Annotated in this window: 28 protein-coding genes and 3 pseudogenes; 7 read left to right on the forward strand and 24 right to left on the reverse strand. The window is 71.2% G+C overall.

Annotated features, from left to right (window positions below):
• Positions 1-77: 77 nt before the first annotated feature.
• From ACWER9_RS27845 to recO, 3 genes are all read right to left on the reverse strand, one after another.
• Complete coding sequence (locus ACWER9_RS27845) at positions 78-263, reverse strand: hypothetical protein (RefSeq protein ID WP_452304625.1); 186 nt, start codon at positions 261-263, stop codon at positions 78-80.
• Between the two features lie 70 nt (positions 264-333).
• Positions 334-1,146, reverse strand: a complete 813-nt coding sequence (locus ACWER9_RS27850; RefSeq protein ID WP_452304626.1) for an isoprenyl transferase — start codon at positions 1,144-1,146, stop codon at positions 334-336.
• A gap of 4 nt (positions 1,147-1,150) precedes the next feature.
• Positions 1,151-2,017 carry a DNA repair protein RecO gene (gene recO, locus ACWER9_RS27855; protein ID WP_452304627.1) on the reverse strand — a complete coding sequence of 289 codons (867 nt, stop codon included), beginning with the start codon at positions 2,015-2,017 and terminating at the stop codon, positions 1,151-1,153.
• A 102-nt stretch (positions 2,018-2,119) separates the two neighbouring features.
• Here recO and ACWER9_RS27860 point away from each other — a divergent pair, with 102 nt between their 5' ends.
• Complete coding sequence (locus ACWER9_RS27860; RefSeq protein ID WP_452304628.1) at positions 2,120-2,929, forward strand: DUF4097 family beta strand repeat-containing protein; 810 nt, start codon at positions 2,120-2,122, stop codon at positions 2,927-2,929.
• Here ACWER9_RS27860 and ACWER9_RS27865 read toward each other — a convergent pair.
• The 10 genes and pseudogenes from ACWER9_RS27865 to ACWER9_RS27910 form a co-directional block, all read right to left on the reverse strand.
• Positions 2,916-4,046: an acyltransferase family protein gene (locus ACWER9_RS27865; protein WP_452304629.1), complete on the reverse strand. Its 1,131-nt coding sequence runs from the start codon at positions 4,044-4,046 to the stop codon at positions 2,916-2,918. The two genes, ACWER9_RS27860 and ACWER9_RS27865, sit on opposite strands and share 14 nt — an antisense overlap.
• 113 nt (positions 4,047-4,159) lie before the next feature.
• A complete protein-coding gene (gene era, locus ACWER9_RS27870) occupies positions 4,160-5,056 on the reverse strand; it encodes a GTPase Era (RefSeq protein ID WP_452304647.1) in 897 nt (298 codons plus the stop codon).
• 5 nt (positions 5,057-5,061) lie between these two features.
• On the reverse strand, positions 5,062-5,448 hold the full coding sequence (locus ACWER9_RS27875; protein WP_452304630.1) for a cytidine deaminase: 387 nt from the start codon (positions 5,446-5,448) through the stop codon (positions 5,062-5,064).
• On the reverse strand, positions 5,441-6,865 hold the full coding sequence (locus ACWER9_RS27880) for a hemolysin family protein (protein WP_452304648.1): 1,425 nt from the start codon (positions 6,863-6,865) through the stop codon (positions 5,441-5,443). Before ACWER9_RS27880 ends, ACWER9_RS27875 begins: the two co-directional genes overlap by 8 nt.
• A complete protein-coding gene (ybeY, locus tag ACWER9_RS27885; protein WP_030491788.1) occupies positions 6,841-7,314 on the reverse strand; it encodes an rRNA maturation RNase YbeY in 474 nt (157 codons plus the stop codon). The genes ACWER9_RS27880 and ybeY overlap by 25 nt, the downstream gene beginning before the upstream one ends.
• A gap of 15 nt (positions 7,315-7,329) precedes the next feature.
• Positions 7,330-7,695, reverse strand: a pseudogene (locus ACWER9_RS27890) (PhoH family protein); the annotation flags it as partial.
• 264 nt (positions 7,696-7,959) lie between these two features.
• A pseudogene (locus tag ACWER9_RS27895) lies at positions 7,960-8,739 on the reverse strand (LAGLIDADG family homing endonuclease); the annotation flags it as partial.
• Positions 8,713-9,459, reverse strand: a pseudogene (locus ACWER9_RS27900) (PhoH family protein); the annotation flags it as partial. The pseudogenes ACWER9_RS27895 and ACWER9_RS27900, both read right to left, overlap by 27 nt.
• Before the next feature lie 131 nt (positions 9,460-9,590).
• Positions 9,591-10,979 (reverse strand): serine hydrolase domain-containing protein, encoded by a 1,389-nt coding sequence (locus ACWER9_RS27905; protein ID WP_452304631.1) that lies wholly within the window; start codon positions 10,977-10,979, stop codon positions 9,591-9,593.
• A complete protein-coding gene (locus tag ACWER9_RS27910) occupies positions 10,976-11,335 on the reverse strand; it encodes a histidine triad nucleotide-binding protein (protein ID WP_124774517.1) in 360 nt (119 codons plus the stop codon). The genes ACWER9_RS27905 and ACWER9_RS27910 overlap by 4 nt, the downstream gene beginning before the upstream one ends.
• A 91-nt stretch (positions 11,336-11,426) precedes the next feature.
• Here ACWER9_RS27910 and ACWER9_RS27915 point away from each other — a divergent pair, with 91 nt between their 5' ends.
• Together ACWER9_RS27915 and ppk2 are read left to right on the forward strand one after the other, a co-directional pair.
• Positions 11,427-12,188 (forward strand): SDR family NAD(P)-dependent oxidoreductase, encoded by a 762-nt coding sequence (locus ACWER9_RS27915; protein WP_452304632.1) that lies wholly within the window; start codon positions 11,427-11,429, stop codon positions 12,186-12,188.
• A gap of 72 nt (positions 12,189-12,260) precedes the next feature.
• A complete protein-coding gene (gene ppk2 / locus ACWER9_RS27920) occupies positions 12,261-13,172 on the forward strand; it encodes a polyphosphate kinase 2 (RefSeq protein WP_452304633.1) in 912 nt (303 codons plus the stop codon).
• Positions 13,173-13,176: 4 nt separating this feature from the next.
• On the opposite strand, the gene ACWER9_RS27925 is transcribed toward ppk2, so the two are convergent.
• The 4 genes from ACWER9_RS27925 to ACWER9_RS27940 form a co-directional block, all read right to left on the reverse strand.
• Positions 13,177-13,911, reverse strand: coding sequence for a 16S rRNA (uracil(1498)-N(3))-methyltransferase (locus ACWER9_RS27925; RefSeq protein ID WP_452304634.1), 735 nt, complete (start codon positions 13,909-13,911; stop codon positions 13,177-13,179).
• Between the two features lies 1 nt (position 13,912).
• A complete protein-coding gene (dnaJ, locus tag ACWER9_RS27930; RefSeq protein ID WP_452304649.1) occupies positions 13,913-15,058 on the reverse strand; it encodes a molecular chaperone DnaJ in 1,146 nt (381 codons plus the stop codon).
• Between the two features lie 75 nt (positions 15,059-15,133).
• Entirely contained in the window at positions 15,134-16,156 is a 1,023-nt protein-coding gene (gene hrcA / locus ACWER9_RS27935) for a heat-inducible transcriptional repressor HrcA (RefSeq protein WP_452304635.1), read from the reverse strand.
• Between the two features lie 84 nt (positions 16,157-16,240).
• Complete coding sequence (locus ACWER9_RS27940; protein WP_452304636.1) at positions 16,241-16,384, reverse strand: hypothetical protein; 144 nt, start codon at positions 16,382-16,384, stop codon at positions 16,241-16,243.
• Between ACWER9_RS27940 and ACWER9_RS27945 the strand changes: the two genes are divergently transcribed.
• Positions 16,383-17,009 carry a DUF4870 domain-containing protein gene (locus ACWER9_RS27945; protein ID WP_452304637.1) on the forward strand — a complete coding sequence of 209 codons (627 nt, stop codon included), beginning with the start codon at positions 16,383-16,385 and terminating at the stop codon, positions 17,007-17,009. The genes ACWER9_RS27940 and ACWER9_RS27945 overlap by 2 nt on opposite strands.
• Before the next feature lie 54 nt (positions 17,010-17,063).
• Here ACWER9_RS27945 and hemW read toward each other — a convergent pair whose 3' ends face one another.
• Positions 17,064-18,287, reverse strand: a complete 1,224-nt coding sequence (gene hemW, locus ACWER9_RS27950) for a radical SAM family heme chaperone HemW (RefSeq protein WP_452304638.1) — start codon at positions 18,285-18,287, stop codon at positions 17,064-17,066.
• Between the two features lie 19 nt (positions 18,288-18,306).
• On the opposite strand from hemW, the gene ACWER9_RS27955 reads away from it, so the two are divergent.
• Positions 18,307-19,098 carry an enoyl-CoA hydratase-related protein gene (locus tag ACWER9_RS27955; RefSeq protein ID WP_452304639.1) on the forward strand — a complete coding sequence of 264 codons (792 nt, stop codon included), beginning with the start codon at positions 18,307-18,309 and terminating at the stop codon, positions 19,096-19,098.
• Positions 19,099-19,163: 65 nt separating this feature from the next.
• Here ACWER9_RS27955 and ACWER9_RS27960 read toward each other — a convergent pair whose 3' ends face one another.
• Entirely contained in the window at positions 19,164-19,928 is a 765-nt protein-coding gene (locus ACWER9_RS27960) for an SDR family NAD(P)-dependent oxidoreductase (RefSeq protein WP_452304640.1), read from the reverse strand.
• A gap of 320 nt (positions 19,929-20,248) precedes the next feature.
• Between ACWER9_RS27960 and ACWER9_RS27965 the strand changes: the two genes are divergently transcribed.
• Positions 20,249-21,109: a hypothetical protein gene (locus ACWER9_RS27965; RefSeq protein WP_452304641.1), complete on the forward strand. Its 861-nt coding sequence runs from the start codon at positions 20,249-20,251 to the stop codon at positions 21,107-21,109.
• Positions 21,110-21,330: 221 nt separating this feature from the next.
• Positions 21,331-22,233: a phytanoyl-CoA dioxygenase family protein gene (locus ACWER9_RS27970; RefSeq protein WP_088988074.1), complete on the forward strand. Its 903-nt coding sequence runs from the start codon at positions 21,331-21,333 to the stop codon at positions 22,231-22,233.
• 84 nt (positions 22,234-22,317) lie between these two features.
• Here the strand turns inward: ACWER9_RS27970 and ACWER9_RS27975 are convergent, their stop codons facing one another.
• The 5 genes from ACWER9_RS27975 to ACWER9_RS27995 form a co-directional block, all read right to left on the reverse strand.
• Positions 22,318-22,959 (reverse strand): MOSC domain-containing protein, encoded by a 642-nt coding sequence (locus ACWER9_RS27975; RefSeq protein WP_452304642.1) that lies wholly within the window; start codon positions 22,957-22,959, stop codon positions 22,318-22,320.
• 41 nt (positions 22,960-23,000) lie between these two features.
• The gene (locus ACWER9_RS27980) at positions 23,001-23,831 is read right to left on the reverse strand and encodes a carbohydrate ABC transporter permease (protein ID WP_452304643.1); all 831 of its coding nucleotides are present in this window, start codon (positions 23,829-23,831) and stop codon (positions 23,001-23,003) included.
• Complete coding sequence (locus ACWER9_RS27985; RefSeq protein ID WP_452304644.1) at positions 23,828-24,814, reverse strand: carbohydrate ABC transporter permease; 987 nt, start codon at positions 24,812-24,814, stop codon at positions 23,828-23,830. The genes ACWER9_RS27980 and ACWER9_RS27985 overlap by 4 nt, the downstream gene beginning before the upstream one ends.
• Positions 24,811-26,097 carry a sugar ABC transporter substrate-binding protein gene (locus ACWER9_RS27990; RefSeq protein WP_452304645.1) on the reverse strand — a complete coding sequence of 429 codons (1,287 nt, stop codon included), beginning with the start codon at positions 26,095-26,097 and terminating at the stop codon, positions 24,811-24,813. The genes ACWER9_RS27985 and ACWER9_RS27990 overlap by 4 nt, the downstream gene beginning before the upstream one ends.
• A gap of 270 nt (positions 26,098-26,367) precedes the next feature.
• A complete protein-coding gene (locus ACWER9_RS27995; RefSeq protein WP_452304646.1) occupies positions 26,368-26,652 on the reverse strand; it encodes a GlsB/YeaQ/YmgE family stress response membrane protein in 285 nt (94 codons plus the stop codon).
• Positions 26,653-26,949: the final 297 nt, after the last annotated feature.

The following is a 26,949-nucleotide window of genomic DNA, read 5'->3' on the forward strand; positions in this document are numbered from 1 at the left end:
CCCCGCGGCGGGGCCCCCGTCGGGGGGGCCCGCCCGGCCGGGGGGGGGGGGGCGGCGCCGGGGACGGGTGGGGACGGTCAGAAGAAGCGGCGGCGCTTGGCCTTCTGCGGACGCATCAGGTCCGCGCCCTTGGTCAGCAACCGGGTCACCCCGGAGGGACCACGTCGGGCCTCCAGGGTGTGGCTGAGCCGGCGGGCACCGGCAGCGGCCAGCGGCACCGCGATCGCCATCACCGCCCACTGGGCAATGCGCTTCTGGATCATTGGGTTCACCTCCGTCAGTGGCTTCTGACGTCTCTGATACCCAGAGTGACGTGCCGGTAAGCGCGTCGGCTCAGACAACCGGAGCGACCGGGTTGGGAAGCGCGCCGCCGAAGCGTCGGTCCCGCTGTGCGTAGAGCTCACAGGCGTACCAGAGGTGGCGGCGGTCGAAGTCCGGCCAGAGCGTGTCCAGGAAGACCAGCTCGGCGTACGCGGTCTGCCAGAGCAGGAAGTTGGAGATCCGCTCCTCCCCGGAGGGACGCAGGAACAGGTCGACCTCCGGGATCTCCGGGTGGTAGAGGTACTTCGCCACGGTCTTCTCGGTGACCTTCGCCGGATCCAGTCGGCCGGCCGCAACGTCCCGTGCGATCGCGGCGGCGGCGTCACCGATCTCAGCCTGCCCGCCGTAGTTGACGCAGAACTGCAGGGTCAGCGTCGAGTTGTCGCGGGACATCTCCTCGGCGGTCTGCAACTCGGAGATGACGCTCTTCCACAGCCGACCGGGCCGGCCCGACCACACCACCCGTACGCCCAGGTCGACCAGCTGGTCACGGCGGCGCCGGATCACGTCCCGGTTGAACCCCATCAGGAACCGGACCTCGTCGGGCGAACGCCGCCAGTTCTCGGTCGAGAACGCGTACGCCGAGAGGTACGGGATGCCCATCTCGATGGCGCCCTCGATGGTGTCGAAGAGGCTGTGCTCCCCCGCCTCGTGCCCCTTGGTGCGGGGCAGCCCGCGGTCCTTGGCCCAGCGGCCGTTGCCGTCCATCACGACCGCCACGTGCTTCGGCACCGCCTCGGTGGGCAGCGCCGGGGGTCGGGCCCCGGACGGGTGTGGCACCGGCGGCGTCGGCTCGCGTCGGCCGGCCTTCTTCGATCGGATCACTCGGTCACTCCCTGTTCGCGCCGTCCGCCCCGGCCTCGACGTCGCCACGTGGCCGGAGCACCACGGCCCCGGTGCCTGCCGGCGGCGAGGCCGCGCCGGCCGCCGAGGAACCCCGGTCGACCAGCGGCAGCGAGCGTAGCGCGCGCTCCAGGTGCCACTGCAGGTGAGCGGCGACCAGCCCACTGCACTCGCGACGTACGGCGGCGTCGGTGGCGTCGGCGACCACCCAGTCGCCGTTTGTCAGCGCGGACATCAGATCGATGGTGGCCGGCGCGGGATGAGCCGCCCCGGGTGGCCGACAGTCCGGACAGACCGCGCCGCCGGCCGGTACGGAGAACGCGCGGTGCCGCCCGGGCGTGCCGCAGACCGCGCAGGCGACCAACGCGGGAGCCCAGCCGGCCAGGGACATCCCGCGCAGCAGGTACGCGTCGAGCACCAGGGTGGTGGCGTGCTCACCCCGGGACAGCGCCTTCAGCGCGCCGACGGTGAGCTGGAACAGCCGCAGCGACGGCTCCCGTTCCACAGGCGTCAGCCGCTCGGCGGTCTCGGCGATCGCGCTTGCCGCCGTGTAGCGCGGATAGTCGCCCAGGAACCGCTTGCCGTACAGGTCGATGCCCTCGACCTGGCTGACGGTGTGCAGCGAGCTGCCGTGGTTGCCCTTCGGGTCACCGGCGAGCTGGAGGTCGACGTGGCCGAACGGCTCCAGACGGGCGCCGAACTTGCTCGTGGTGCGGCGGATCCCCCGGGCCACCGCGCGCAGCCGGCCGTGTCGGCGGGTGAGCAGGGTGATGATCCGGTCGGACTCGCCGAGCTTCTGCACACGCAGGACCACCGCGTCGTCGCGGTAGAGCTGTCGGCGATACCCGGCCATCGGGCCATTCTCCCTCGGGGTGGGAAATCAGGGTTGGTTCGGGGTGCAAGCGCGGCTGAACCCCGATGCGGTCGACTCGCGCCCGGTCGTAGCGTGCTCGTCATGGCACTACAGCTGAACACCGCCACCCGCCGTCGCCGCGTCGCCACTCCCGTCGCGCTGGGGCTCGCCACCACCCTCATCGTGCTCGCCGGGTGCGACAACCTGTCGTTCCGCCGGCTCGACTACGACAACACCGAGGCGGTCCGGATCACCGTGGTCCGACTCTCCGGGGGCTCCGGCGACGTGGTGGTCCGCGGCACCGGCCCGGCGTCCGAGGTGCGGATCAAGCGGGTGGTGCGCTACCAGGGCGGTGAACCGAGCAACGCCCGGTACGAGATCAAGGGCAGCGAGCTGGTGCTCGACACCAACTGCGGCTCGCGGTGCAGCATCTCCTACGAGGTGACGGTGCCCGAGGGTGTGGGGGTGCAGGGCGAGACCAGCTCCGGCAACGTCGAGCTGAGCCGGGTCGGCACGGTGGAGCTACAGGTGAGTTCGGGCGACGTGCGGATCTCCGGCGCGTCCGGCGCGGTCGGGGTGGAGGCCCGGTCCGGCAACATCGAGGTGAACGAGGCCGCCGCGGCGGTACGGCTGCGCGCGTCGTCGGGAGACATCAGCGCGCGCCGGCTTGGCGGCACGGTCGACGCCGAGGCCAGCTCCGGCAATGTCAACGTCGAGTTGGACCAGCCCGCCTCGGCCCGGGTCCACGCCTCCAGTGGTGACGTCACGCTGCTGGTGCCGGCGGGCAGCTACCGGGTCCGGTCCAACGCCGACTCCGGCGACAAGACCGTCACCGTGACGGACAACCCGGCCGCGTCCCTGGTGCTCGACGGCTCGGCCGACAGCGGCAACCTCACGATCAGCGAGCGTTGATCTCGACGCTCCCCGCCTCCTCGGCCGTCCGCTGCGCCGGCACCACCGATCGTCCGGCGGTCGTCCCGGCATCGTCCGCCGCCGCGCCACCGGACTGGACCGCCGTGTCGGCAGACTGCGCCGAACCACCCGGGACCAGCTCCGGGCGGCGTCGGGCGGCGACGTCCTCGACCCAGCCGACGGCCAGGGTGACCAGCCCGACCAGGGCGAAGACCAGCAGCACCCGGATGGCCAGGCCCACCGGGTCCTGGTGGGACCAGCCCACCACGTCGACGAGCGGAGTGAGCGCCACCACGAACGGCATGTGCCAGAGGTAGACGGTGAGCGCCCGGCGGTTGAGCACCGTCACCGCCCGCTCGGCACGTCGGCTCCGGCTCAGCCAGGCGACCCCGGCCGGTGCCCGGCCCAACGCGATCAGGATGAACGCGGCCGACCAGAGCGCGTTGCCCAGGTGGTTGTCGTTGAGGTCGTACCCGCGTGGCCCCGGATGCCCGACGATCCAGGCACCGCCGCCCACGGCGAGGGCGAGCGCCATCGGATACAGCAGCCGGCCGGGAAGCCGGCGCAGCATCCCGGCGTGGTGGGCGAAGCCGAGCAGCCACGCCCCGAAGTACAACCCGAACTCACGCAGCACCGGCGGCGCCGGGTAGATCCCCACCTCGATCGTCACCAGCAGGAGGTACGGGGCCAGCAGGGTCGGCAGCGGGGCACGCCGGAACAGCCAGAACGCGACCGGCGAGGCGAACACGAACCACAGGTAGTCGCGCAGGTACCAGATGACGCTCAGCGCCAGCGCACCCCAGTGGTTGGCCGGCGGATCGGCGATCGGGAACAGCCACAGCAGCACCCGGGGGCTCACCGGCAGCCCGGTGAAGAGCATGGCCGGCACGAAGACCACCGCGAGCACCCACAGCGACGGCAGCAGCCGACGCAGCCGGCGCCCGACCGCCGCCGGCCCGGTGCGGGTGAGCGACGCGGCCATCAGCGAGCCGGCCAGCGCGAACATCACCGACATGGCCGGGAAGACGAGGGTGAGGGTGGCCCATCCGGTGACGTGGTAGACCACCACTCGAACGATGGCCAGGGAACGGAGGAGATCGAGGTACCTGTTGCGCATCAGCCTGCATCTGGGTTGGGGACGCTTGGCACCACATCCCTACCCGGCACGGCGCCCGCACCAAACGACAACGGCCTCAACCGAACATGAACATCCCCCGTTGCCCGACCGGGTCAGAAGCCCAGCTTGCGCAGTTGCCTCGGGTCGCGCTGCCAATCCTTCGCGACCCGCACGTGCAGGTCGAGGTAGACCCGGCTGCCGAGCAGCTCCTCGATCTGCTTGCGGGCGGTGGTGCCGACCTCCTTGAGCCGACTCGCCTTGTGCCCGAGCACGATGGCCTTCTGGCTGGGCCGCTCCACGTACAGGTCGGCGTAGATCTTCATGACCTGCCCCTCGGGGATCATCTCCTCCACCACGACGGCGATGGAGTGCGGCAGTTCGTCGCGGACCCCCTCCAGCGCGGCCTCCCGGATCAGCTCGGCGACCAGCACCTGCTCGGGGTCGTCGGTGAGCATGTCGTCCGGATAGAGCTGCGGCGACGGCGGCAGGTACGTGGTCATCACGTCGACGAGGGTGTCCACCTGGTGCCCGGCCACCGCGCTCACCGGCACGATCTCGGCGAACTCCCCCAACTTGCTGACCGCCAGCAGCTGCTCCGCCAGCCGACGCTTGTCCACCAAATCGGTCTTGGTGACCACCGCCAGCACCGTCGCCTTCAACTCGGCCAGCTCGCCGGTGATGAACCGGTCGCCGCGCCCGACCGGCTCGTCGGCCGGGATGCACAGACCGATCACGTCGACCTCGGTCCAGGTGGACCGGACCAGGTCGTTGAGGCGCTCGCCGAGCAGCGTGCGGGGGCGGTGCAGGCCCGGCGTGTCGACGAGGACCAGCTGCGACTCCGGACGGTGCAGCACCGCCCGGATGACGTGCCGGGTGGTCTGCGGCTTGTTGGAGGTGATGGCGATCTTGGTGCCGACGATGGCGTTGGTGAGCGTCGACTTGCCGGCGTTGGGACGACCGACGAAGCAGCCGAACCCGGCCCGGTACGGTCGCGCCTGCGGATCCTGCACCGGGCTCACTCCGTCACCGTGCCCAGGACCGTGCCGTCCGGGGCGGCAACGTGCACCGGGGCGTCCGCCGCGAGGTCGCGCACCGCCGCGTGCCCGGCACCGTCAAGCGTCGACGCCTCGGTCACCACCACCGCCGCCTCCAGCCGCGTCGCCCCGGCCGCCACGGCCGAGGCGACAGCCAACTGCAACGCGGTGAGCGTCAGCGACGGCAGCGCGACACTCGCCGCCGCGTACGTCCGGCCGTCCTGGTCGCGGACCGCGGCGCCCTCCACGGCGCCGACGCGTGCGCGGGCTCCCCGGGCCAGGACGACGAGCTTGCCGTCCTCGGCGCTCAGCGCGCCCGACGCGGTGGGGGTGGGCCGGGCAGCAGGCGCGGCGGGTGTGTCAGGCATCGGCGGGTTGCCTCTCGTCGTCTCGATAGTTGTCCGTGTCGTCCCCGGGGCCGGCCTGCTCGCCGCGCCCCGCGCTGTCCTGCTCGTCGCCCGGCTCCACCCGGCTGACCAGCACGGTGTCGATCCGGTTGCGCCGGCCGGTGGTGCCCTCGGCGACCAGGCGGAGACCGGCGACCTCGACCTCGGCACCCGGGATCGGCACCCGCCCCAGCGACTGGGCGAGCAGCCCGCCGACCGTCTCCACCTCGTCGGTGGGCAGGTCGGTGCCGAACATCTCGCCGAGATTCTCCACCGGCAGGCGAGCGGTCACCCGCACCGAGGAGTCCGCCAGGCGTTCGACGGGCGGGCGCTCGACATCGTACTCGTCGGTGATCTCACCGACGATCTCCTCGAGGATGTCCTCGATGGTGACCAGACCGCCGGTGCCGCCGTACTCGTCGACCACGATGACCAGGTGGTTGCGGGCCGCCTGCATCTCGGACAGCAGGTCGTCGACCGGCTTGGACTCCGGTACGAAGGTCGCCGGGCGCATCAGCTCGGCCACCGGCAACTGCTCGGCCCTCGGGTCCCCGCCGCGGGAGCGCCGGATCAGGTCCTTGAGGTAGAGGACACCCAGCACGTCGTCGACGCTCTCGCCGATCACCGGGATGCGGGAGAAACCGGAGCGGAGGAAGAGCGCAAGCGCCTGCGCGAGCGTCTTGTTCTCCTCGATCCACACCATCTCCGTACGAGGCACCATGACCTCACGGGCGATGGTGTCGCCGAGCGCGAAGACGGAGTGGATCATCTGGCGCTCGCCGTGCTCGACCACGCCGCGCTGCTCGGCCAGGTCGACGAGCTCCCGCAGCTCCACCTGGCTGGCGAACGGCCCCTCCCGGAAGCCGCGCCCCGGGGTGACCGCGTTGCCGATGAGGATCAGCAACGACGCGAGCGGGTTGAGCGCCCGGCCCAGCCAGCGGACCAGCGGCGCCACCGCACGCCCCACGGCGTAGGCGTGCTGCCGGCCGAGGGTTCGCGGGGCGACACCGACCACCACGAAGCTGACCACCGTCATCGCGCCGGCGGTCACCAGCGCGGCCCGCCAGCCGGCGCCGAAGCTGTCCACCGCCACGAGCGCCACGAGCGTGGTGGCGGTCAGCTCGGCGAGCAGCCGCAACAGCAGGAGCAGGTTGAGGTGCCGGACGACGTCGCCGGCGACGACCTGGAGGGTACGGGCGCCGCGTACGCCGTCGCGGGCGAGTTCGGCGGCGCGGGCCGGTGAGACCGCCGCGAGGGCCGCCTCGGTCATCGCGATCAGGCCGGCCAGCACCACCAGACCGGCCGCGAAGACGATCAACTGAAGGTCGGGAAGGCCGGCGGTGGCGCCGGCCGCAAGTAACGGAGGAGTGGACATCACTGGGTGCGGGTCGACCGCCAGCTCGCCAGCAGCCGAGCCTGGAGTGCGAACATCTCCCGCTCCTCCTCCGGCTCGGCGTGGTCGTAGCCGAGCAGGTGCAGCACCCCGTGCACGGTGAGCAGGTGCAGCTCGTCGGCGGGCGCGTGCCCGGCGGTGGCCGCCTGCTTGGCCGCCACCTCGGGGCAGAGCACGATGTCGCCGAGCAGGGCGGGCTCGCCGCCGGCCGGTGCGGACTCACCGGGGCCGTGGTCGACGCTGCCCTCGTCCATGGGGAAGGCGAGCACGTCGGTCGGGCCGTCCCCACCCATCCAGCGGTGGTTCAGCTCGGTCATGTAGTCGATGTCGACAAGCAGCACGGACAGCTCGGCGAGGGGGTTGACCCCCATCTCGTCGAGGGCGTGCCGGGCGACGGCGAGCACGGCGTCGGTGTCGACGTCGACACCGGACTCGTTGGCGATCTCGATGGACAACTGCTTTCCTCTGCTTTAGCGGCGGCGGCCGGCCCGGCCGCCCTGGGCGGGTCGCCCAGGAACGGCGTGAACGCCGGGCGCCTGCTGGTTCTCCCGCTCGGCGTCCCAGCGGGCGTACGCGTCGACGATCTCCCCGACCAGCCGGTGGCGGACCACGTCGGAGCTGGACAGCTGGGAGAAGTGCACGTCCTCGACGTTCTCCAGGATCTCCCGAACCACCCGCAGGCCGCTGCTCGTCCCGCCGGGTAGGTCCACCTGGGTGATGTCACCCGTCACGACGATCTTGGAGTTGAAGCCGAGTCGGGTGAGGAACATCTTCATCTGCTCGGGCGTGGTGTTCTGCGCCTCGTCCAGGATGATGAACGCGTCGTTGAGGGTGTTGTGGGTGACCAGGAACTCGTCGGTCACATACAGCGAGTCCGCTGCTGCGACCTGGATACACATGGTCTCCTGCGTGCCTGCCGGGAGGATCGAGTCGATGAAGCGCATCGGTCGACCACCCCCATGCTGGTTGTAGAGCCGACGCTTACGGCCCAGACGGAACGGAGCGACGCCATCGGGCAACCGGATCTCGACGACATAGGCGTCGGCACGGTAGGCAACTGGACGCCCGTTCACCATCCCGGGGCTACGCCCCTCAGCCTCCCGTACCCGCCAGGTCGCAACCCCGCCGAGCGACTGGACGAGGTAGATGACATCGTCGCGCAACCGCGCGGACGTCGTGGAGTACTGCACTCGACAGGTGCGACCCGTCTGCGTGACCGGTCCCCCGTCCGTATCCAGCAGGCCTTGGAGAACGGCCAGCCGAACGTCGATGCTGTTGCGCTTGTAAACCTCGGGTACGAACTTGGTGGCCGACTTCGCGCCGGCCAAACCCAACTCCCGGATTGCGAGTGTCACAGGGTTCGCGACGATGACACCGCCCCGGCACCCGTTGACGTGCCGCAAGATGTAGTCGTACCCGCCCTTGCGAACAAGCTCGACGTCGGGAAGCGCAGCCTCCAGCGCGACAGCTAGCTCCGGGTCAGCCGTGCTGAATGCGGGTGTCGTCCTCAGCGAGATGGAACCATCACCGAGGAGCAGGCCAAGCGCGTACGGATCGAGGGGAACATCACTGGCCTCCATGTGCACGGGGGCCACAACCGGTAGTTCGTAACGGCGGACAAGGCCTCGCCGCTCCTTACCGATCATCTCGCGCGTCTCAAGGGTGCGCTGGCGCCCTCGCCGCTTGTCCTCCGGCGTGGCGACGGTCCACAGGTGTTCGCCGCAGCACAGGGTGGAAGCCCCGTCCTGGGTGGTGACCCGATAGACCTGCTTGGGCCCCTGCGGGTAAATGCCGATTACGGGCGTCGGCCTACCGTCCGAGCCGATGACCAGGTCGCCGATCCGGAGCGAACCGAACCGCTTGAAACCTTCCGGGGTCATGACCTTTGCGTCGTAGGGCTGCGCACGGCCTCGCATGTACGCCAGCGGAGCGACCTCGATCGTGCCGGCGGCCATCAGCTTCGGGATGGTCTCCGGGTCGAGCATGTCGTGCAGCGCGTCGTAGAGCGGGCGCAGGTACGGGTCGATCTTCTCGTTGAGCGTGCCGGGCAGGAAGCCCAGCCGCTCGCCCGCCTCGACCGCCGGCCGGGTGAGGATGATCCGGTTGACCTGCTTGGCCTGCAACGCCTGGACGGCCTTCGCCATCGCCAGGTAGGTCTTTCCGGTGCCGGCCGGGCCGATGCCGAAGACGATGGTGTGGGTGTCGATCGCGTCGACGTACTTCTTCTGCCCGAGCGTCTTGGGGCGGATGGTGCGCCCGCGCCGGGAGAGGATGTTGAGCGTCAGGACCTCGGCGGGCCGCTCGGCGCTGCCCTGCTCGAGCATGCCGACGGTACGCCGGACGGCGTCAGTGGTCAGGGTCTCGCCTTTCTCGATGAGTTCGAGGAGCTCGCTGAAGACCCGCTCGGCGAGAGCATTGTCCGCAGGGTCACCGGTGATGGTGATCTCGTTGCCGCGGACGTGCACATCACTGTTGACCGAGCGTTCGACGAGTCGAAGGATCTCGTCGCCTGCGCCGAGCAGATTGACCATGATCTTCGGGTCGGGCACGGTGATCCTGGTCTGCACCCGGGGCGGGCCGGGAGGTGGGGTGCCGGTCATAGGTCGGGCCGAAGGGCCCTGCGCCACCTGCTCTCGATCTCGGCGCCGGCCTGCTGGCCTGGCGTGCGGACGTTACACCCATCGTATCGGTTCAACGCGGGCCGCATCGCGCCCATTTCCGCTGGCCGCGATCAACTCCCGGCCCGGAAGTCGTACCTGTCGAAGGTCTCCTGGTGGCGGGTGAACCGGTAGGTCGCCCAGTGCATCCGGACCACCACGCCCGCCTCGTCCCGGGTCAGCCGCAGCAGCTCACCGGCCTCCCGACCGGAGACCACCCGGAACACGTCCGGCTGGCCGGGCAGCGGAGTGAAGATCGCCGGTGGACGTCCGGCCGGGTCACCGACCCCGCGCGCCCGCAGGGCGCCGTCGTGCCAAGAGAAGACGTACTCGGAGCCCTCGCCCCACCAGCGGCCGAGCACCCCTCGCAGGGCCGCCGGGGCGGGTGGGCCGGGACGCCAGGGCTCGATCTCGGCCGGGTCGTGCTCGACCGCCGCGGCGAGCAGCCGGTGCGGCAGGTCGAACAGTTCGGACGCCGTGCCGGACGACCCGAGCACCGCGGCGCCCATCGCACCGGCTGTGCCGTCCCCGCCGCGTCGGCCGTACACCCCGGCGAGGAAGCCGGGCATCGCCCCGTCGTGCCCCACGTGCGTCACCCGCTCCCCCTGCGGGATCAGGATCAGCCCGAGCCCGAAGCCCGCGCCCCAGAGCGTCTCGTCGGTGGTGGTCAGCGGCCAGCGCATCTCGTCGAGGGTGGCCGGGGCGAGGACCGCGCCGGCCGGGTCGAGCGCCGCCGGGTCGGCCAGGAACGCGGCCCAGCGGGCCATGTCGGTCGCGGTGCTCCAGAGCTGGGCGGCCGGGCCGACCGCACCGAAGTCGGTGGGCGGTTCCGGGTGCGCCTCGTCGGAGTACGCGTCGACGAGGAACCCGGTGGCCGCCGACGGCCGGGGGGTCACCGTGGTGTCGGCCAGTCGCAACGGCGTCAGGATCCGCCCGATGAGCGCCTCCGCCCAGCTGCCGCCCCGGAGCCGGGCGACGAGTTGGCCGAGGACGGCCAAGCCCAGGTTGGAGTAGTGGAACCGACGGCCGGTCGGCAACACCCGCTCGGCCCGGTCCAGCTCCGCGACGAGTTGGTCGTCGTCAGGTGCGCGCAGGCTGTCCCAGACATCGCCGAACGGCTCGCGTTGCAGGCCACCGGTGTGCGACAGCAACCGGCGTACGGTCAGCTCGCCGTGCGCCGGAAGGTCCAGGTGCCGGCCCACCGGGTCGTCGAGGTCCAGCAGCCCGTCGTCGCGGCACTGCAGGACCAGCACCGCGGTGAACGTCTTGGTGACCGAGCCGATCCGGAACTGGGTGCCCGGCCCCAGCGGGCTGTCGGTGCCGGTGTCGCCGACGGTGCAGCTCCAGAGCGGTCGGTCGGCCCGGTGCAGCGCCGCCGACACGGCCGGCACCCGGGCCTCGGCCTGCACCCGTCGGACCAACCGGTCCAGGTGGTCGTGGACACGGCCGTCCGGGCCGGTCACGCCAGGTTCCGGGCGAGCATCGGGCCGAGCGGCGCACCACCGAGCAGGTGCGCGTGCACGTGGAACACCTCCTGCCCGCCGTACGCGCCGGTGTTGAACATCAGCCGGAACCCGTCGCCGAGCAGACCCTCGTCCTCGGCCACGGCGGCGGACGTCGCCAGCACGTCGGCGGCGAGCGCCGGGTCACCCTGGGCGAGCGTGGCCACGTCGGCGTAGTGCTCCTTCGGAATGACCAGGACGTGCACCGGCGCCTTCGGGTCGATGTCGCGGAAGGCGAGCGTGGTGTCGGTCTCCCGGACCACGGTGGCCGGGATCTCCCCGGCGACGATGCGGCAGAACAGGCAGTCGGATCCCATCGGGGCAGTGTAGGGACTCACGGGTCGGGGGCGCTCCGGCGGCGCGGGCCTCCTCACCGGGGGCGACGGCGGCTGAGGCAGGATGGCCGGCATGACGGATCGGGCGGTACTCGTGACGGGGGCCTCGCGCGGGATCGGACGCGCGGTGGCGATGGCGTTCGCGGCCGGCGGCGACCGGGTGGCGATCCACCACCGCGACTCCGCCGAGGCGGCCGAGGAGCTGCGCGGGCAGCTACCCGGTGCCGGGCACGTGGTGGTCCGTGCCGACCTCACCGACCCGGCCGCGGTCCGGGTCATGGTGGACCGGGCCGCCGAGCTGCTCGGCGGGCTGGACGTGCTCGTCAACAACGCCGGGACGTACGGCGACCGCGACGACCCGCACCCGATCTTCGGCGCCTCGTACGAGGAGTGGCAGGAGCGCTGGCGGCAGGTGCTGGAGACCAACCTGACCGGCGCCGGCAACGTCATCTGGTGCGCCGCCCAGCACCTGCGCGAACGCGGCGGTCGGATCGTCAACGTGTCGTCCCGTGGCGCGTTCCGCGGCGAGCCGCACCAGCCGGCGTACGGGGCCAGCAAGGCGGGGCTGAACGCGCTGGGTCAGTCCCTCGCGGTGGCGCTCGCGCCGTACGGCATCACCGTCGCCACCGTCGCGCCGGGCTTCGTGGCGACCGACATGGTCACCGAGTACCTGGGCGGCGAGGAGGGCGCGGCGATCCGGGCGCAGAGTCCGTTCGACCGGGTGGGCCGACCGGAGGAGATCGCCGCCGCCGTGCACTGGCTGGCCTCGCCACAGGCCGAGTGGGCCTCGGGCACGATCGTCGACCTCAACGGCGCCTCCTACCTGCGCAGCTGACGTCGGAACAACCACCAGATCACCCGGTTCGGGGGGTGGTTCGCGGCTCGAGGGTGGGTAAGTCTCGCCGACATGGCCGACTCCGCGCTGCTGGACCTCACCGCCGACTACCGGGTGGCCGATGGCCACGACGACGACCCTGTCCTGCTCCGCCCCGACGGCACCCCCGTCGACACGTGGCGCGAGGACTACCCGTACGACGAGCGGCTGGACCGCGACGAGTACGACCGCGACAAGCGGCTGCTCCAGATCGAGCTGCTGAAGCTCCAGGACTGGATCAAGGAGTCCGGCGAGCGGCTGGTGATCATCTTTGAGGGTCGGGACGCGGCCGGCAAGGGCGGCACCATCAAACGCTTCATGGAGCACCTCAACCCGCGCGGTGCGTCAGTGGTGGCGCTCGCCAAACCGGACGAGCGGGAAGCCGGCCAGTGGTACTTCCAGCGGTGGCTGGCGCACCTGCCGGCGGCCGGTGAGATCGTGCTGTTCGACCGTTCCTGGTACAACCGGGCCGGCGTGGAGCGGGTGATGGGCTTCTGCAAGCGCAGGGAGTACCTGGAGTTCCTGCGGCAGGCACCGGAGCTGGAGCGGATGTTGGTGCGCTCGGGCATCCGGTTGGTCAAGTTCTGGTTCTCCGTCTCCCAGAACGAGCAGCGCACCCGGTTCGCGATCCGCCAGGTCGACCCGGTCCGGCAGTGGAAGCTGTCCCCGATGGACATCGCGTCACTCGACCGGTGGGACGACTACACCGAGGCCAAGGAGGCGATGTTCTTCTGGACCGACACGGCCGACGCGCCGTGGACGGTGGTGAAGAGCAACGACAAGAAGCGGGCCCGCGTCGAGGCGATGCGGCACGTGCTGCACCGCTTCGACTACACCGGCAAGGACTCCGAGGTGGTCGGCACACCGGACCCGCAGGTCATCGGGCCGGCCGGGCTGGACCTGGGGCCGGAGGAAGAGGTGGTGCCGGTGTTCCCGAGGCCCTGAGCGGTCACCAGCGGTCGAGGCGGGTGGCGAGCACGCTGAGGGCCGCCACCCCGGCGGTGGAGGTGCGCAGCACGGCCGGTCCGAGGCGTACGGGTCGCCCGCCCGCCTCGGCGAAGGCGGTCACCTCGGCCGGGGCGATGCCGCCCTCCGGGCCGACCACCAGGACGATCTCGCCGGCGGTCGGCAGGTCGGCCGTGGTGAGCCGGTCGTCGGCCTCCTCGTGCAGCACGAACGCGGCGGCGGCACCGGCGATCCGACGGGCCACCGTGGCGGTGGACTCGTCCGGCGCACCGGCCACCACCGGCAGCCACGGCCGGCGGGCCTGCTTGGCCGCCTCCCGAGCGGTGGCCACCCACTTCTCCCGGGCGCGTACGCCCCGGTCGCCGCGCCACTGGGTCACCGAGCGCGAGGCCGCCCAGGGCACGATCTCGTCCACCCCGACCTCGGTCATCGCCTGCACGGCCAGCTCACCCCGGTCGCCCTTGGCGATGCCCTGCACCACGACGATCCGAGGGACCGGCGCGTCCGCGTACCCCCGGGAGGTGATGGTGACCTCCAGGCTGCCCCGGCCGACGGCCGTGACCACGGCGGCGGCCGTGCCACCCCGGCCGTCGGCGAGCAGCAGCTCCTCGCCGACGCGCAGCCGCTGCACGGTGGCCGCGTGGTGCCCCTCCGGACCCGCCAGAGTCAGCGCGTCGCCGGTGGGCAGCGCCTCCACCAGGAACAGCGGCGCGGACACCTCAGGCGTGCCCGTTGAACGCGTCGCGCATCCGGGAGAAGAAGCCGCCCTGCTTGGACAGCTCGGCGACCTCCTCACCACGGGTCTTCGCGAAGTCGCGCAGCATCTTCTCCTGGTCCGGGTCGAGCTTTGTCGGCGTCCGCACGTCCAGGTGCACGTAGAGGTCGCCCCGGCCGGTGCCGCGCAGGTGCGGCACGCCCCGGGCGCGCAGTCGCAGCGTGCTGGCCGGCTGGGTGCCGGCCTTGACGTCGACGGTCTCCTCGCTGTCGAGCGTCTTGATGGTCAGCCTGGTGCCCAGCGCCGCCGCCGTCATCGGCACGGTGACCCGGCAGTGCAGGTCGTCGCCCTTGCGGGAGTAGACGTCGTGCGGGCGCTCGTGGATCTCCACGTAGAGGTCGCCTGCGGTGCCACCACCCGGGCCCACCTCGCCCTGCTGGGCCAGCCGGATCCGCATGCCGTCCTCGACGCCGGCCGGGATCTTGACGGTCAGCGAACGGCGGGTGCGCACCCGGCCGTCACCGGCGCAGGTGGGGCAGGGGTGCGGGACGGTGGTGCCGTAGCCCTGGCACACGGTGCACGGCCGGGCGGAGACCACCTGGCCGAGGAAGGTGCGCTGCACCGACTGCACCTCGCCCCGGCCGCCGCACGCCTCGCAGGTCGCCAGGTGCGTGCCGGCTGCCGTGCCGGCACCGGAGCAGGTGGTGCAGAGCACCGCCGTGTCGACGGTGATCGGGGCCTCGACGCCGAACGCCGTCTCGTGCAGGTCGAGTTCGAGGCGCAGGATCGCGTCAGCGCCCGGGCGGGTACGCGGCCGTGGGCCACGCGCACCACCGCCCGCACCGCCGAAGAACGCGTCCATGATGTCCTGGAATCCGACGAACGGGCCGGCGCCCCCGGGACCGCCCGGGCCACCGGCGCCGCCACCCCCCGGGGCGAGCGGGTCGCCACCCAGGTCGACGATCTGCCGCTTCCGGTCGTCCGAGAGGACCTCGTACGCGGCGTTGATGTCCTTGAACTTCTCCTGAGCCTCCGGGTCCGGATTGACGTCCGGGTGGAACTGGCGTGCCAGCTTGCGGTAGGCGCGCTTGATCTCGTCATCGGAGGCTTCCCGGTTCACACCGAGAATGCCGTAGTAGTCCCTGGCCACTGCGTTCCGTGTCCTCATGTTCGTCTCGCGTTGCGCCGGTCGGCGGCCGCAGCCGGCCGCATCGGCCCTGACCAATCAGTTCTGGGCCAGCAACTCGCCCACGTAGCGTGCCACGGCGCGCACCGTGGCGATGTTGCCGGGGTAGTCCATCCGGGTGGGCCCCAGCACCCCCAGGCCGCCCAGGATGGTGGTGCCCGGGCCGTACCCGGTGCTGACCACCGAGGCGGCGCGCAGGTTGTCGAACTCGTTCTCGTCGCCGATCAGCACCCGGGTCGTGCTCGGCTCGGTCTCACCGATGAGCTTGAGCAGCACGACCTCCTCCTCCAGAGCCTCGAGGATCGGCCGCAGCGAGCCCTGGAAGTCGAGCAGACCGCCCCGGGTGAGGTTCGCGGTGCCGGCGAGCGCGATGCGTTCCTCGTGCCGCTCGACGAGCGTCTCCAGCAGGACGCTTGCGAGCGTCGTCATGGTCGGGCGCAGCCCGGTCGGCGCTTCCTCGACGAGCGCCTGCACCAGTGGTGGCGTCTCGGAGAGCCGCGCGTTGGCGAGCTTCTCGTTGATCAGTCGGCGCAGGTCGGTGACGTCGTCGGCGGGCACCGGCCCGGGCAGCTCCACGAGTCGCTGCTCCACCCGCCCGGTGTCGGCGATCATGACGAGCATCAGCCGGGTGGTGGAGATCGGCACCAGCTCCAGGTGACGCACCGAGGAGCGGGCCAGGCTCGGGTACTGCACGACGGCGACCTGCCGGGTCAGCTGGGCGAGCAGTCGCACCGTGCGGTGCACCACGTCGTCGAGGTCGACCGCACCGACCAGGAAGCGCTCGATGGCCCGGCGCTCGGCCGGGCTGAGCGGCTTGACCCGGGACAACCTGTCGACGAAGAGGCGGTAGCCGCGGTCGGTGGGCACCCGGCCGGCACTCGTGTGCGGCTGCCGGATGTAGCCCTCCTCCTCCAGCACTGCCATGTCGTTGCGGACCGTGGCCGGGGAGACCCCGAGCTGGTGCCGCTCGACGAGCGCCTTGCTGCCGACCGGCTCCTGGGTGGAGACGTAGTCCTCGACGATGGCGCGGAGCACTGCGAGTTTCCGGTCGTCGAGACCCATCCTCCGCACCTCCTGTCGCACGTCGGCCGCCGGCGCTGCGGGCCGGCCGGGCCGTCCTGGCACTCGACTGTAACGAGTGCCAGTCTACGTCGGCAGGCCCGCCGACGCGATGATCAACGACCAGCCGTCGGTGCGGCCCGCGCCACCGGAGTTGGGCCGATCGGCCCGCACCACCCGGCGGTGTCGCTCTGGTGCGCCGTTGCCACCGGCCCCTACCGTGACATCCATGACTGAACCTCCTCGCCCTCCGGGGTCGGGCGACCCCGGCAACTACCCGCCGGAGCCCACGTCCCCGGGCCCGTCCCCGTCGGCCGAGCCGCCCACCGCACCACTGTCCGGGGCTCCCGGCCCGGCCGGCTATCCCCCGGCTGGTGGCTATCCGCCGCCCACCGGTGACCAACCGCCGTCAGGCGGCTACCCTCCGGCAGGCGGCTACCCCCCGCCCGGGGGCTATCCACCACCCGGTGGCTACCCGGCCGGTGGCGCCTACGGCGGCCCCGGCGGCGGTTACGCCAACAACGAGGACAAGACCTGGGCCCTGGTCGCGCACTTCGGCGGCGCCCTCGGCGCGCTCGTCAGCTTCGGTCCGCTGGGCTTCGTCGCCCCGCTGATCGCCTACCTGGCCCGCGGCCAGCAGTCCCCGACCGTCCGGGCACACGCGCTCGCCGCCCTGAACTTCCAGATCCTCTGGTCGATCATCGCGTTCGTGCTGCTCTTCGTGAGCTGGTGCCTGCTCTTCCTGCCCAGCATCGCCGTCGTGGTGATCCAGATCCTGTTCGGGATCATCGCCGGCTTGAAGGCCAACGAGGGCACCCCGTACCGCTACCCGATGACCACCACCTTCATCAAGTGAAGCGGGCCGGCCGCTCCCCCGGCCGGCCCGGTTCACCGCCGGCTGGCCGGCCACTCAGGGCAGCAGGTCGCGCACGACCGCGTCGGCGAGCAGCCGCCCGCGCAGGGTGAGCACCGCCCTGCCGGCGGCGTACTCGTCGGCGGCCAGCAGGCCGCCGGCCAACGCCCGCTCGGCGCCGGCCCGGCCCGTGCCGTCGAGCACCGCCAGCGGGAGACCGCTGACCAGCCGCAGCCGGAGCATCACGTCCTCCATGTGCGCCTCGTCGACGGTGAGCACCTCCCGGGCCAGGCCGGGGGACTCACCGGCGGCCAACCGCTTGGCGTACGCCGAGGGGTGCTTCACGTTCCACCAGCGCACCCCGCCGACGTGGCTGTGCGCTCCCGGCCCCAACCCCCACCAGTCCGCGCCGGTCCAGTAGAGCAGGTTGTGCCGGCAGCGGGCCTGCTCGGTGCGGGCCCAGTTGGAGACCTCGTACCAGGAGAGGCCGGCCGCGTCGAGCGCGGCCTCCGCAGCCAGGTAACGGTCCGCTGCCACGTCGTCACTGGGGTACGCCAGCTCGCCGCGCCGCATCCGGGCGGCGAGCCGGGTGCCGTCCTCGACGATCAGGGCGTACGCGCTGACGTGGTCCACCCCGGCGGCGACGACCTGCTCCAACGAGGCGGCGAAGTCCTCGGCCCGCTCCCCCGGGGTCCCGTAGATCAGGTCCAGGTTGACGTGCTCGAATCCGGCGTCGCGCGCCTCCAGGGCTGCGGCGGTGGCCCGCCCGGCGCTGTGCTTGCGGTCCAGGATCGCCAGCACCCCCGGCGAGGCGGACTGCATGCCCAGCGAGATCCGGGTGTAGCCGGCGGCCCGCAGCAGCTTCAACGATTCCGGGGTGACCGACTCCGGGTTGGCCTCGGTGGTCACCTCGGCGTCGGCGGCCAGCCCCCAGGTGCGGTCGATGCCGTCCAGGATGCGGGCCAGGTCGTCGGCGGGGAGAAGAGTGGGCGTGCCGCCGCCGACGAAGACGGTGTCGACCCGGGGTGGCGGGGTGTCGCCGAGCACCCGCGCGGCGAGCGCCAGCTCGGCCAGGACGGTGTCGGCGTACCCCTCGCGGCTCGCGCCCCCGCCCAGTTCGGCTGCCGTGTAGGTGTTGAAGTCGCAGTATCCGCAGCGACTGGCGCAGAACGGCACATGCACGTACACGCCGAAGCCGCGCGCGCCGACCGCTGCGGTGGCGGTGGCGGGCAACGATCCGTCGACGGGGACGGTCTCACCATCTGGAAGGACGCCGGGCATGGCCACTAGTGTGCCCGGCATGACCTCTCCCGACGTCCTCGTGCGGGTCGCCACGGCCCGTGGGGTGACCACCCTCACCCTGGACAGCCCGCACAACCGCAACGCGCTCTCCACCGGCCTCATGACCCAGCTACTTGCCGGGCTGGCGGACGCTGTCGCCGACGAGGCGGTCCGAGTGGTCGTGCTCGACCACACCGGCCCGGTCTTCTGCTCGGGCGCGGACCTGAAGGAGACGGCCGCCGCGTACGCAAGTGGAACGGTGCCGGCGGGGATGCTCGGCGACGTGCTCGCGGCGCTCTGGGAGTGCCCGAAGCCGGTGCTGGCCCGGGTCGGCGGGCCGGCGCGCGCCGGTGGGCTGGGTCTGATCGCCGCCGCCGACCTGGCGGTCTGCGCCGACGAGGCGACGTTCGCGTTCACCGAGGTGCGCATCGGGGTGATCCCGGCGGTGATCTCGGCGACCGTGCTGCCCCGGCTGCACCCCCGTGCCGCCGCCGAGCTGTACCTGACCGGGGACACCTTCGACGGTCGCCGGGCCGCCGAGGTCGGCCTGGTCACGGCGTCGGTCCCGGCGGACGGGCTGGACGCCGCGGTACGGGGCTACTGCGACTCGCTGGTACGCGGCGCGCCCGGGGCGCTGGCCGGCGCGAAGGAGCTGCTGCGCCGACCGGGCACCGCCGAGCTGCGCGCCGAGCTGGCCCGGCTCTCCGCCGTCTCGACCGGCTACTTCCTCTCCGACGAGGGGCGCGAGGGCGTCACCGCCTTCCGCGAGCGCCGGTCGGCTCGATGGGTGCCCGCGCCGGACGGTGACTAGGGCCTCCGGGGAGTCGCCTTCGGTCGGCGGCGCCCCGGTCTCCGGTCCGGTCGGTGAGGGCCGGGTCACCAGGCGGTCGCGCCACCGTCGACCGGGTAGTTCGCCCCGGTGATGTACGACGCCCGGTCGGAGGCGAGGAAGACCACCAGCTCGACGACCTCCTCGGGGCGCGCGAAGCGCTTGAGGAGCGTCTTGGCCGTGATCGCGTCGCGGGCCTCCTGGTCGTCACCGAGGTCGCGTTCGCTTGCCGGGGTGAGGGTGGGCCCGGGGCTGATCGCCACCGCGCGGATCCCGTGCGGCGCGCCCTCGAGCGCGAGCTGTCGCGTCATGCCGATGATGCCGGCGTTCGCGGCGGTGTGACCGACCATCGGTGGGACGTGACCGCCGATCATCCCGGCCATGGAGGCGGCGCTGATGATGACGCCGCCACCGCGCCGGACCAGGTGCGGCCAGGCGAACTTCGACACGAAGTACGGAATGTCGAGTTCGCCGGTGATGGTGTATCGCCAGTCCTCCACGGAGAAGTCGGGCATCGGGCCGAAGCGGAGCGCTGCGGCGTTGTTGTAGACCACGTCGAGGCCACCGTAGGCGGCGGCAGCGTCGTCGACGAGCTTGCGTACCTGCTCGGGGTCGGTGAGGTCGACCGGGGCGATGCCGGTCATCTCCCCGCCGGCGCGACGGACGAGTTCGACGGTCTCGTCGTTACCGGCCACCTGGAGGTCGGCGCCGACGACCTTGGCCCCCTCGCGGGCGAAGGTCAGCGCCGCGACGCGACCCAGACCACCGCCGGTGCCCGTGATCAGGACGACCTTGCCATCGAGCGTTCCCATGGAACTCCTCCTTCTTGGAGACCGACGCACCCGGGTATGGGCGGTAGGTCCGATTGATGTGTCAACCGAGTCAAGTCCTTGACTGGTCAATCGCTTCCCGTTGCGGCGTACCCAGTGACGCTCGCGACAGGCCCACCGGGAGCGGGTGACAGAACGACTGCGCAGGTGAGAACCCGACCGGAGCGGGAACATCGCCGATCGGCACGGGACAGCGGAGCCGACATCGAACCCGCCGGAATCGACCCTCCCGGGCCCGAACCGCTCGGACGACCCGGAGAGGGCGTGCGGGGACGTACGCTTGGCGGACTGTCGATCTGGGGGTGTGGGTGCGAACTCGGGCAACCGTGGCGGGTGGAGTGGCGCTCATCCTCGTCGCCGTGATCGCGATCTGGCTCGTCGTACGGCAGGTCGGCGACAACCTCGCGTTGCCGCTGGTGGCACGGAAGTGCACGGTGCAGGCCGACGGACGCGTCGCGCTCGACGCCGACCAGATGGCGAACGCGGCGACCATCGCAGCGATCGGCGCGAAGCGCGGCATGCCCGAGCGGGCCGTCGTGGTCGCGCTCGCCACCGCCTACCAGGAGTCCGGGCTGCGCAACCTCGCCGACGGTGACCGCGACTCGGTGGGCCTGTTCCAGCAGCGGCCGAGCCAGGGCTGGGGCACGCCGGCGCAGATCCGCGACCCGCGCTACGCGGCCAACCGGTTCTACGCCGCCCTGAAGAAGGTGCGCGGCTGGGAGAAGATGCGGGTGACCGACGCGGCCCAGCGGGTGCAGCGCTCGGCGTTCCCCGAGGCGTACCAGAAGTGGGCCGACGACTCCGAGGTGCTCAGCCGGGCCCTGCTCGGCGACGCCAGCGGCGCGGTCGCCTGCACGGTGGGGCGCACCCCGGCGATGTACGGCGCGGCGGCGGCCGCGCAGTTGACCCGCAACCTGGTGCTGGACTGGGGCCTGAAGGGCACCGACCCGACCGACCCGACCGGGCTGGCGGTGACTCCGAGCGACCAACGTGACGGTTGGCGGTACGCGCACTGGCTGGTGTCGCACGCCCAGGACCACGGGGTGAAGCGGGTCCGCTTCGGCGACCTGGAGTGGACCGCCCGCGGCGGTTCGTGGGCCCGGGTGGACGGCCAGCGCAGCCCCGCCGGCCAGGTGGTGGCCGAGGTGTTCAACGAGGGCTGACGACCCGGATCTCTTAACCGGCAGTCACCGCACAATCGGGCAACAAGCACCAAATCGCGCTATTGATCACCTAGATATCACTGTGTGCGTTTTTCCCGCTGCGCGCCGTCCCGATGTGGCCCAATCCCACCAACACACCTTCCCCGATGCCTGGACCACCGCGTTACGATCGGCGGCCTGTGCCAGAAAAGGTTTCACCTCATGGGGAGGGGTACGACGCGGTGTTCGATTACGGCGACCGGACCGGTTACGAACCGATCAGCGACACTGACCGCAAGGAGTTCCACGAGCAGGGCTTCCTCCTGCTGCGCAACGTCCTGACGGAGGACCACCGGGCGGCGCTGGAGGCGGCTGTCGACCGCGTCTACGCGGAGGAGCAGGCGAAGGGCACCACCAAGAAGGACGGGACCCTGCACCTGCTGGGCTTCCTGGAGCGCGACGAGCTCTTCGGTGAGCTGCTGACCCACCCGATCGCGTTCCCGTACATGTGGGGGCTGGCCGGCTGGAACATCTACACCCACCACAACCACCTGGACGTCACCCCGCCGGCCGCCGAGCCGGAGAAGCCGTACTGGGGTTGGCACCAGGACGGGTACCGGCAGAACTCCGACCCGGAGACGATGGACCCGAACCTGCCCCGGCCGATGTTCTCGCTGAAGGTCGCGTACGTGCTGTCGGACCTCTCCGAGACCGGCCGCGGCGCCACCAAGGTCATTCCCGGCAGCCACCTGTGGAACTCGCTGGACCGCCCCAAGGACCTCAGCGTGCACAACCCGGACCCGGAGGGCACGGTGGAGATCACCGCCAACCCGGGCGACGCCTTCATCTTCGACCGCCGGCAGTGGCACTCCCGCTCGACGAACCTGTCGACGATCACCCGCAAGATGCTCTTCGTGGGCTACACCTACCGGTGGATCCGCCCGCTGGACGAGCTGCACCCCGACGTGAACGGCGAGTGGTACCGCAACCGCACCCCCGTCCAGCGCCAGCTGATCGGTGAGGGCACCCACACCGCCAACTACTGGGGCATCAACTGGGACGGGTACGTCGACGACGAGATCCCGCTGCGCAAGGAGCTCAAGGAGCGCGGTCTGCTCGACCGCAACATCCCCTGGCTCCGCTGATCCTCTGCTCACAGAACGGCCCCCTGTCCCGCCGAGCGACGACAGGGGGCCGTTCCGCACGTCGACGGCGGTCGGCGCGGCCGGTCAGCTCCGGGCGGCGAGACGGCGTCGGGCCTTCTCCCGGATCGGCTCCGGCAGGTCCTCGGCGTCGAGCAGACGCGGCAGCAACTCCGGCTCCAGGCTCGTCGCCCGGAACACCTCGCCGATCGTCACGCCGTGCGCCGGCCGGTCCACCACCTCGACCGGGTCACCCGCACCGACCTCCCCCTCGCGCAACACCCGCAGATAGGCCCCGGGAGACGCCCGGACGGTGAACCGCTTGATCAGATCCGGTACGCCCCAGAACCCGGCGAAGGTGGTGCAGGGGGTGCGCGGCTTGGTGACCTGGAGCAGGGCGGAGCCGACCTGCCACTGCTCACCGATCACCGCGCCGGTGACGTCGACCGCGTAGGTGGTCAGGTTCTCGCCGAAGCCGCCGGGCCGGATGTCCCGCCCCAGTTCGGCCATCCACCACGCGGCGTCCTCCTCCGCGTAGGCGTAGACCGCCTGGTCAGGACCACCGTGATGGGCGCGCTCGCCGATGAAGTCGCCCGCCACGCCGCCGGTGAGCAGCGAGACCGGGCCGTCGACCGGCCGCTTGTCGATGCCACTGCGTCCGCTCGCGTCGCCGGCCCACTCCGCCTCGGTCACGATGCCGAGGTTCACCGCTGCCACCCTGCCCGTCATGGCCGTCAGCCTAGGCCCGCCCTCGCGGTACGGCGCGGAGGTCAGCCCTTGACGGCGCCGGCCACCAGACCGGAGACCATCCGGCGTTGCACCAGCAGGAAGAAGATGATGACCGGCAGGGTGAACAGGGTGGACGCGGCCATCACCGGCCCCCAGTTGGTGTCGTCCCGGCCGAAGAAGAAGGTCATCGCCACCGGCAGTGTGTAGCTGCCCTGGTCGTTGATGAACGTCAACGCGAAGATCAGCTCGTTCCACGCCGTGATGAAGGAGAAGATGCTGGTGGCGACCAGGCCGGGCGCGACAAGCGGGAAGAGCACCCGGCGGAAGGTCTGGGCCCGGCTGGCTCCGTCGATGGCCGCCGCCTCCTCCAGTTCCTTCGGCACCGCGGCGACGAAGCCGCGCAGCATCCAGACCGCGAACGGCAGCGAGAAACCCAGGTACGTGAGGATCAGGCTGGGCAGGGTGTTGTAGAGCCCGAGCCGCTGGATCATCAGGAACAGCGGGATGACCAGCGCCTCCAGCGGGATCATCTGCACGATCAGCAACATGATCAGGAAGCTGGTGCGCAGCCGGAACCGGAACCGGGCCACCGCGGTCGCGGCGAGCAACGCCACCAGGCCGCTGAGCACCACCGTGGCGACGGCGACGAGCGCGCTGTTGAGGAAGAAGTCGAGGAAGCTGACGCCGGGGATCAGGTTGCCGGTCAGGATCTCCCGGTAGTGCGCCAACGTCGGATGGGTGGGCACCGGCTGCGGGGTGGCCGAGAAGATCTCGTTGCTCGGCTTCAGCGAGGTGGAGATCATCCAGTAGACCGGGAACGCCGCGAAGAGCGCGACGAGCAGCCCGGCGCCGTTGAGGGCGACTTTCTTCACGACTCGTCCTCCTGCCTGAGCACCATCCGTACGTAGAAGCCGGTGACCACGAGCAGGATCAGCGTGAGGATCACCGCGATGGCCGCGCCGAGCCCGTACTTCGGCGGCGGTGAGAAGGCCTCGGCGTACGAGTAGATGGCGAGCATGAACGTCGGCCGGTCCTGGGTGCCACCGGCCAGCACGAACTGCTGGGTGAAGACCTTGAAGTCCCAGATCGTGGAGAGCACGATCAGGATCCCGAAGACCGGCCGCAGCAGCGGGAAGGTGATCGTCCAGAAGACCCGCCACGGGCTGGCACCGTCCACCCGGGCCGCCTCGTGCAGCTCACTCGGCACGCTCTTGAGACCCGCCAGCACACTGACCGCGATGAACGGGAACGAGTGCCAGACCACCACCAGGGTGAGGATGGCGAAGAAGAGCAGCGGCGAGTTGAACCAGCCGTAGCCGGTCCAGTCGCTGCGCCCGAACAGGCCGTTCGAGAGCCCGTCCGGCAGCGCGTTGAACAGCCAGGTGACCAGGCCGCTCGTGTCGTCGAAGATCCACTTCCAGACGATGGTGCCGGTCAGAGCCGGCGTGGCCCAGGCGAGCATCACGCAACTGGCCACGAACGTCGCCATCTTGCGACCGAGCCGGTTGAGCAGCAGCCCCACCAGGGTGCCGAGCACCATGGTGAGCAGCACGTTGGCCGCGGCGAACAGCACCGTGTTGCGCAGCACGGTGAGGAAGAACGGGTCGGAGAGGATGTCGGCGTAGTTGCCGAGCCCCACCCACGGCCACTCCCGATCGCCGCGCAGTTGCCGGACGCTGTTCAGCCGGTAGAAGGACATCACCACCACCTGGCCGAGCGGCCAGAGCAGCAGCACCCCGATGATCAGCAGGGCAGGCAGGAGCAGCAGGTAGGGCAGGCGGTCCACCCGGCGACGCCGCCGCGCGGGGGTCTCCCGCGCGGCGGACGTCTCCGGCGCCTCGGTCAGCGTGGTCACTTGGAGTTGAGGATGCCTTCCATCTCGCCGGCCGCGTCGGCGGTAGCCTTCTCGACCGTCTTCTGACCCTTCATGACCGAGCTGTTCATCGACTGGGTCACCGTCTTGGTCCGGCTGACCTCCACCCACTTCGGAGTGAGCGGCGTGAGCTTCGTGTTCTGCATGGTGGTGGCGAACGCCGCCATCACCTTGTCGTTCGCGTACGCGTCGCCGGAGACCAGATCCTGGTAGACCGGGAAGAAGCCGAGGCTGCTCGCGAAGCTCTGCGCGTTCTTCTTGTTGAGCAGCACGGTCAGGTAGTCCCAGGCCAGGTCCTGCCGCTCACTGTCCTTCCAGATCGCCACGTCCGAGCCACCCGCGAAACCGGGCGCCGCCTTGCCGTCCGGGCTGGGGATCGGGAACGTACCCCAGACCTTCTCGATCTCGGGGTTGTCCTTCTTGATGGCGCCCTGCTGCCAGCTACCGGCGAAGGCCATCGCGGCCTTGCCGGTGGCGAACTGGGTACGCGCGTCGATCTCGTTCCAGCCGGCCGCCGCAGGCGGGGCCACCTTGTGCACGGTCACCAGATCGGTCCAGAACTTGACGGCCCGCTGCGCCTCGGGGGTGGTGTAGCCGGACTTCCAGGTGCCGCCCTGGTTGCTGGCGATCTCGCCGCCCGCGCCCCAGAGGAAGGAGTAGAAGGGCAGCTCGGAGTTGCCCGGCAGGGCGATGCCGTAGGTGCCCTTCTTCTTCGCCTGCACGGCCTTCGCCACGGTGACCAGGTCGTCCCAGGTCTTCGGGGGCTGCACGCCGGCCTCGGCGAACCAGTCGGTGCGGTAGTAGATCGCACGCACGCCCGCGTACCAGGGCACGCCGTACTGCTTGCCGTCGAGCTGCGCGTTGCGCACCAGGTCGGGCAGCAGATCCTTGCCGTCGGCCCAGCCGCCCATCCGAACACTCACGTCGGCGAGCGCCTCCTGGGCGGCCCAACCCTGCGTCTCGGTGTTGCCCAGCTCGGTGATGTCCGGCCCCTCACCACCGGCCAGCGCGGCCTGGAACTTCTTGGGCGCCTCGAGCCAGGGGATGTACTGCACGACGACATCCGTGTCGGGGTGCTTCTGGCGGAACTCGGCCTCGACACCGTCGAGGAAGGAGTTCTGTGCGTCCCCGCCCTCGCCCATCATCCAGACCGTGAGCTTGCTGTCGTCGGCCGCGTCGTCGCCGGAGCCTCCACAGCCGGTCAGCACCATCGCGGCCGAGGCCACCATGGCGGTGACCGGGGCCAGCCGCTTCCACCTGTTCACGCCACTTCTCCCCTCGCGCCGCCTGGAACTAACCTTCTCCGCCGCACCCTAGTACGGAGGATTCCTTTACGACAGTGGGCGGTACCGGCTGAAGCGTCGCGACCGTACCGCAGCGGCCCGACGACCGAGGCCCCGACATCTGGCCAAAGCCGGGCACTTCAGCACGAAAGAGCGCCCGGCTCTCGCCGGGCGCCCTTTCCGTCGTGCTGTCCTACCAGTGGTGCTGTATCGCCAGATGATGCCGGGTCGTTATCGGCCGGCGCCGGGTCGTTATCGGGTGACGCGGCGGCGGCCACCCACACCGGCCACCAGCGCGACCGCGATCGCGGCCACCACGACCTGCACCAGCAGCTCGCCCCAGTCGACACCGCTGGTCTCGGTCGCGATGCCGATGGCGCGCGCCAGGACCGTGCCCAGCAGCGCAGCGCCGATGCCGATCAGCAGGTGCAACCAGATCGGCATGTTCTGCCGGCCCGGGACGACCAGGCGGCCGAGCGCGCCGACGATGAGACCAACAACGATCGCAGTGATGATGCCCCACACGGTGAGCTCCACGGCCACCCTCCTTCAAAGAATGTCTGACACACGGTGTGTGTGCTTCCTGTCGTGACCGTTAATTGCCCGACCCACCTAAATTCCAAACCGACTTCCCTCAACAAACGATCACGACTTGGCCGACAGGGACACGTTCCCGAGCGGTCCCCGCCGAACCACCTGGCGACCCCGACCACCTGAGCCACCCGGAGCGCCCGAGCCGCCCCGGCCGCCCCGGCCACCCGGACCACCGGACCACCGGACCACCGGGCCGCCGGGCCACCGGGCCGCCGGGCCACCGGGCCGCCGGGCCACCGG

This window comes from Micromonospora sp. NPDC003944 (genome assembly GCF_053605225.1).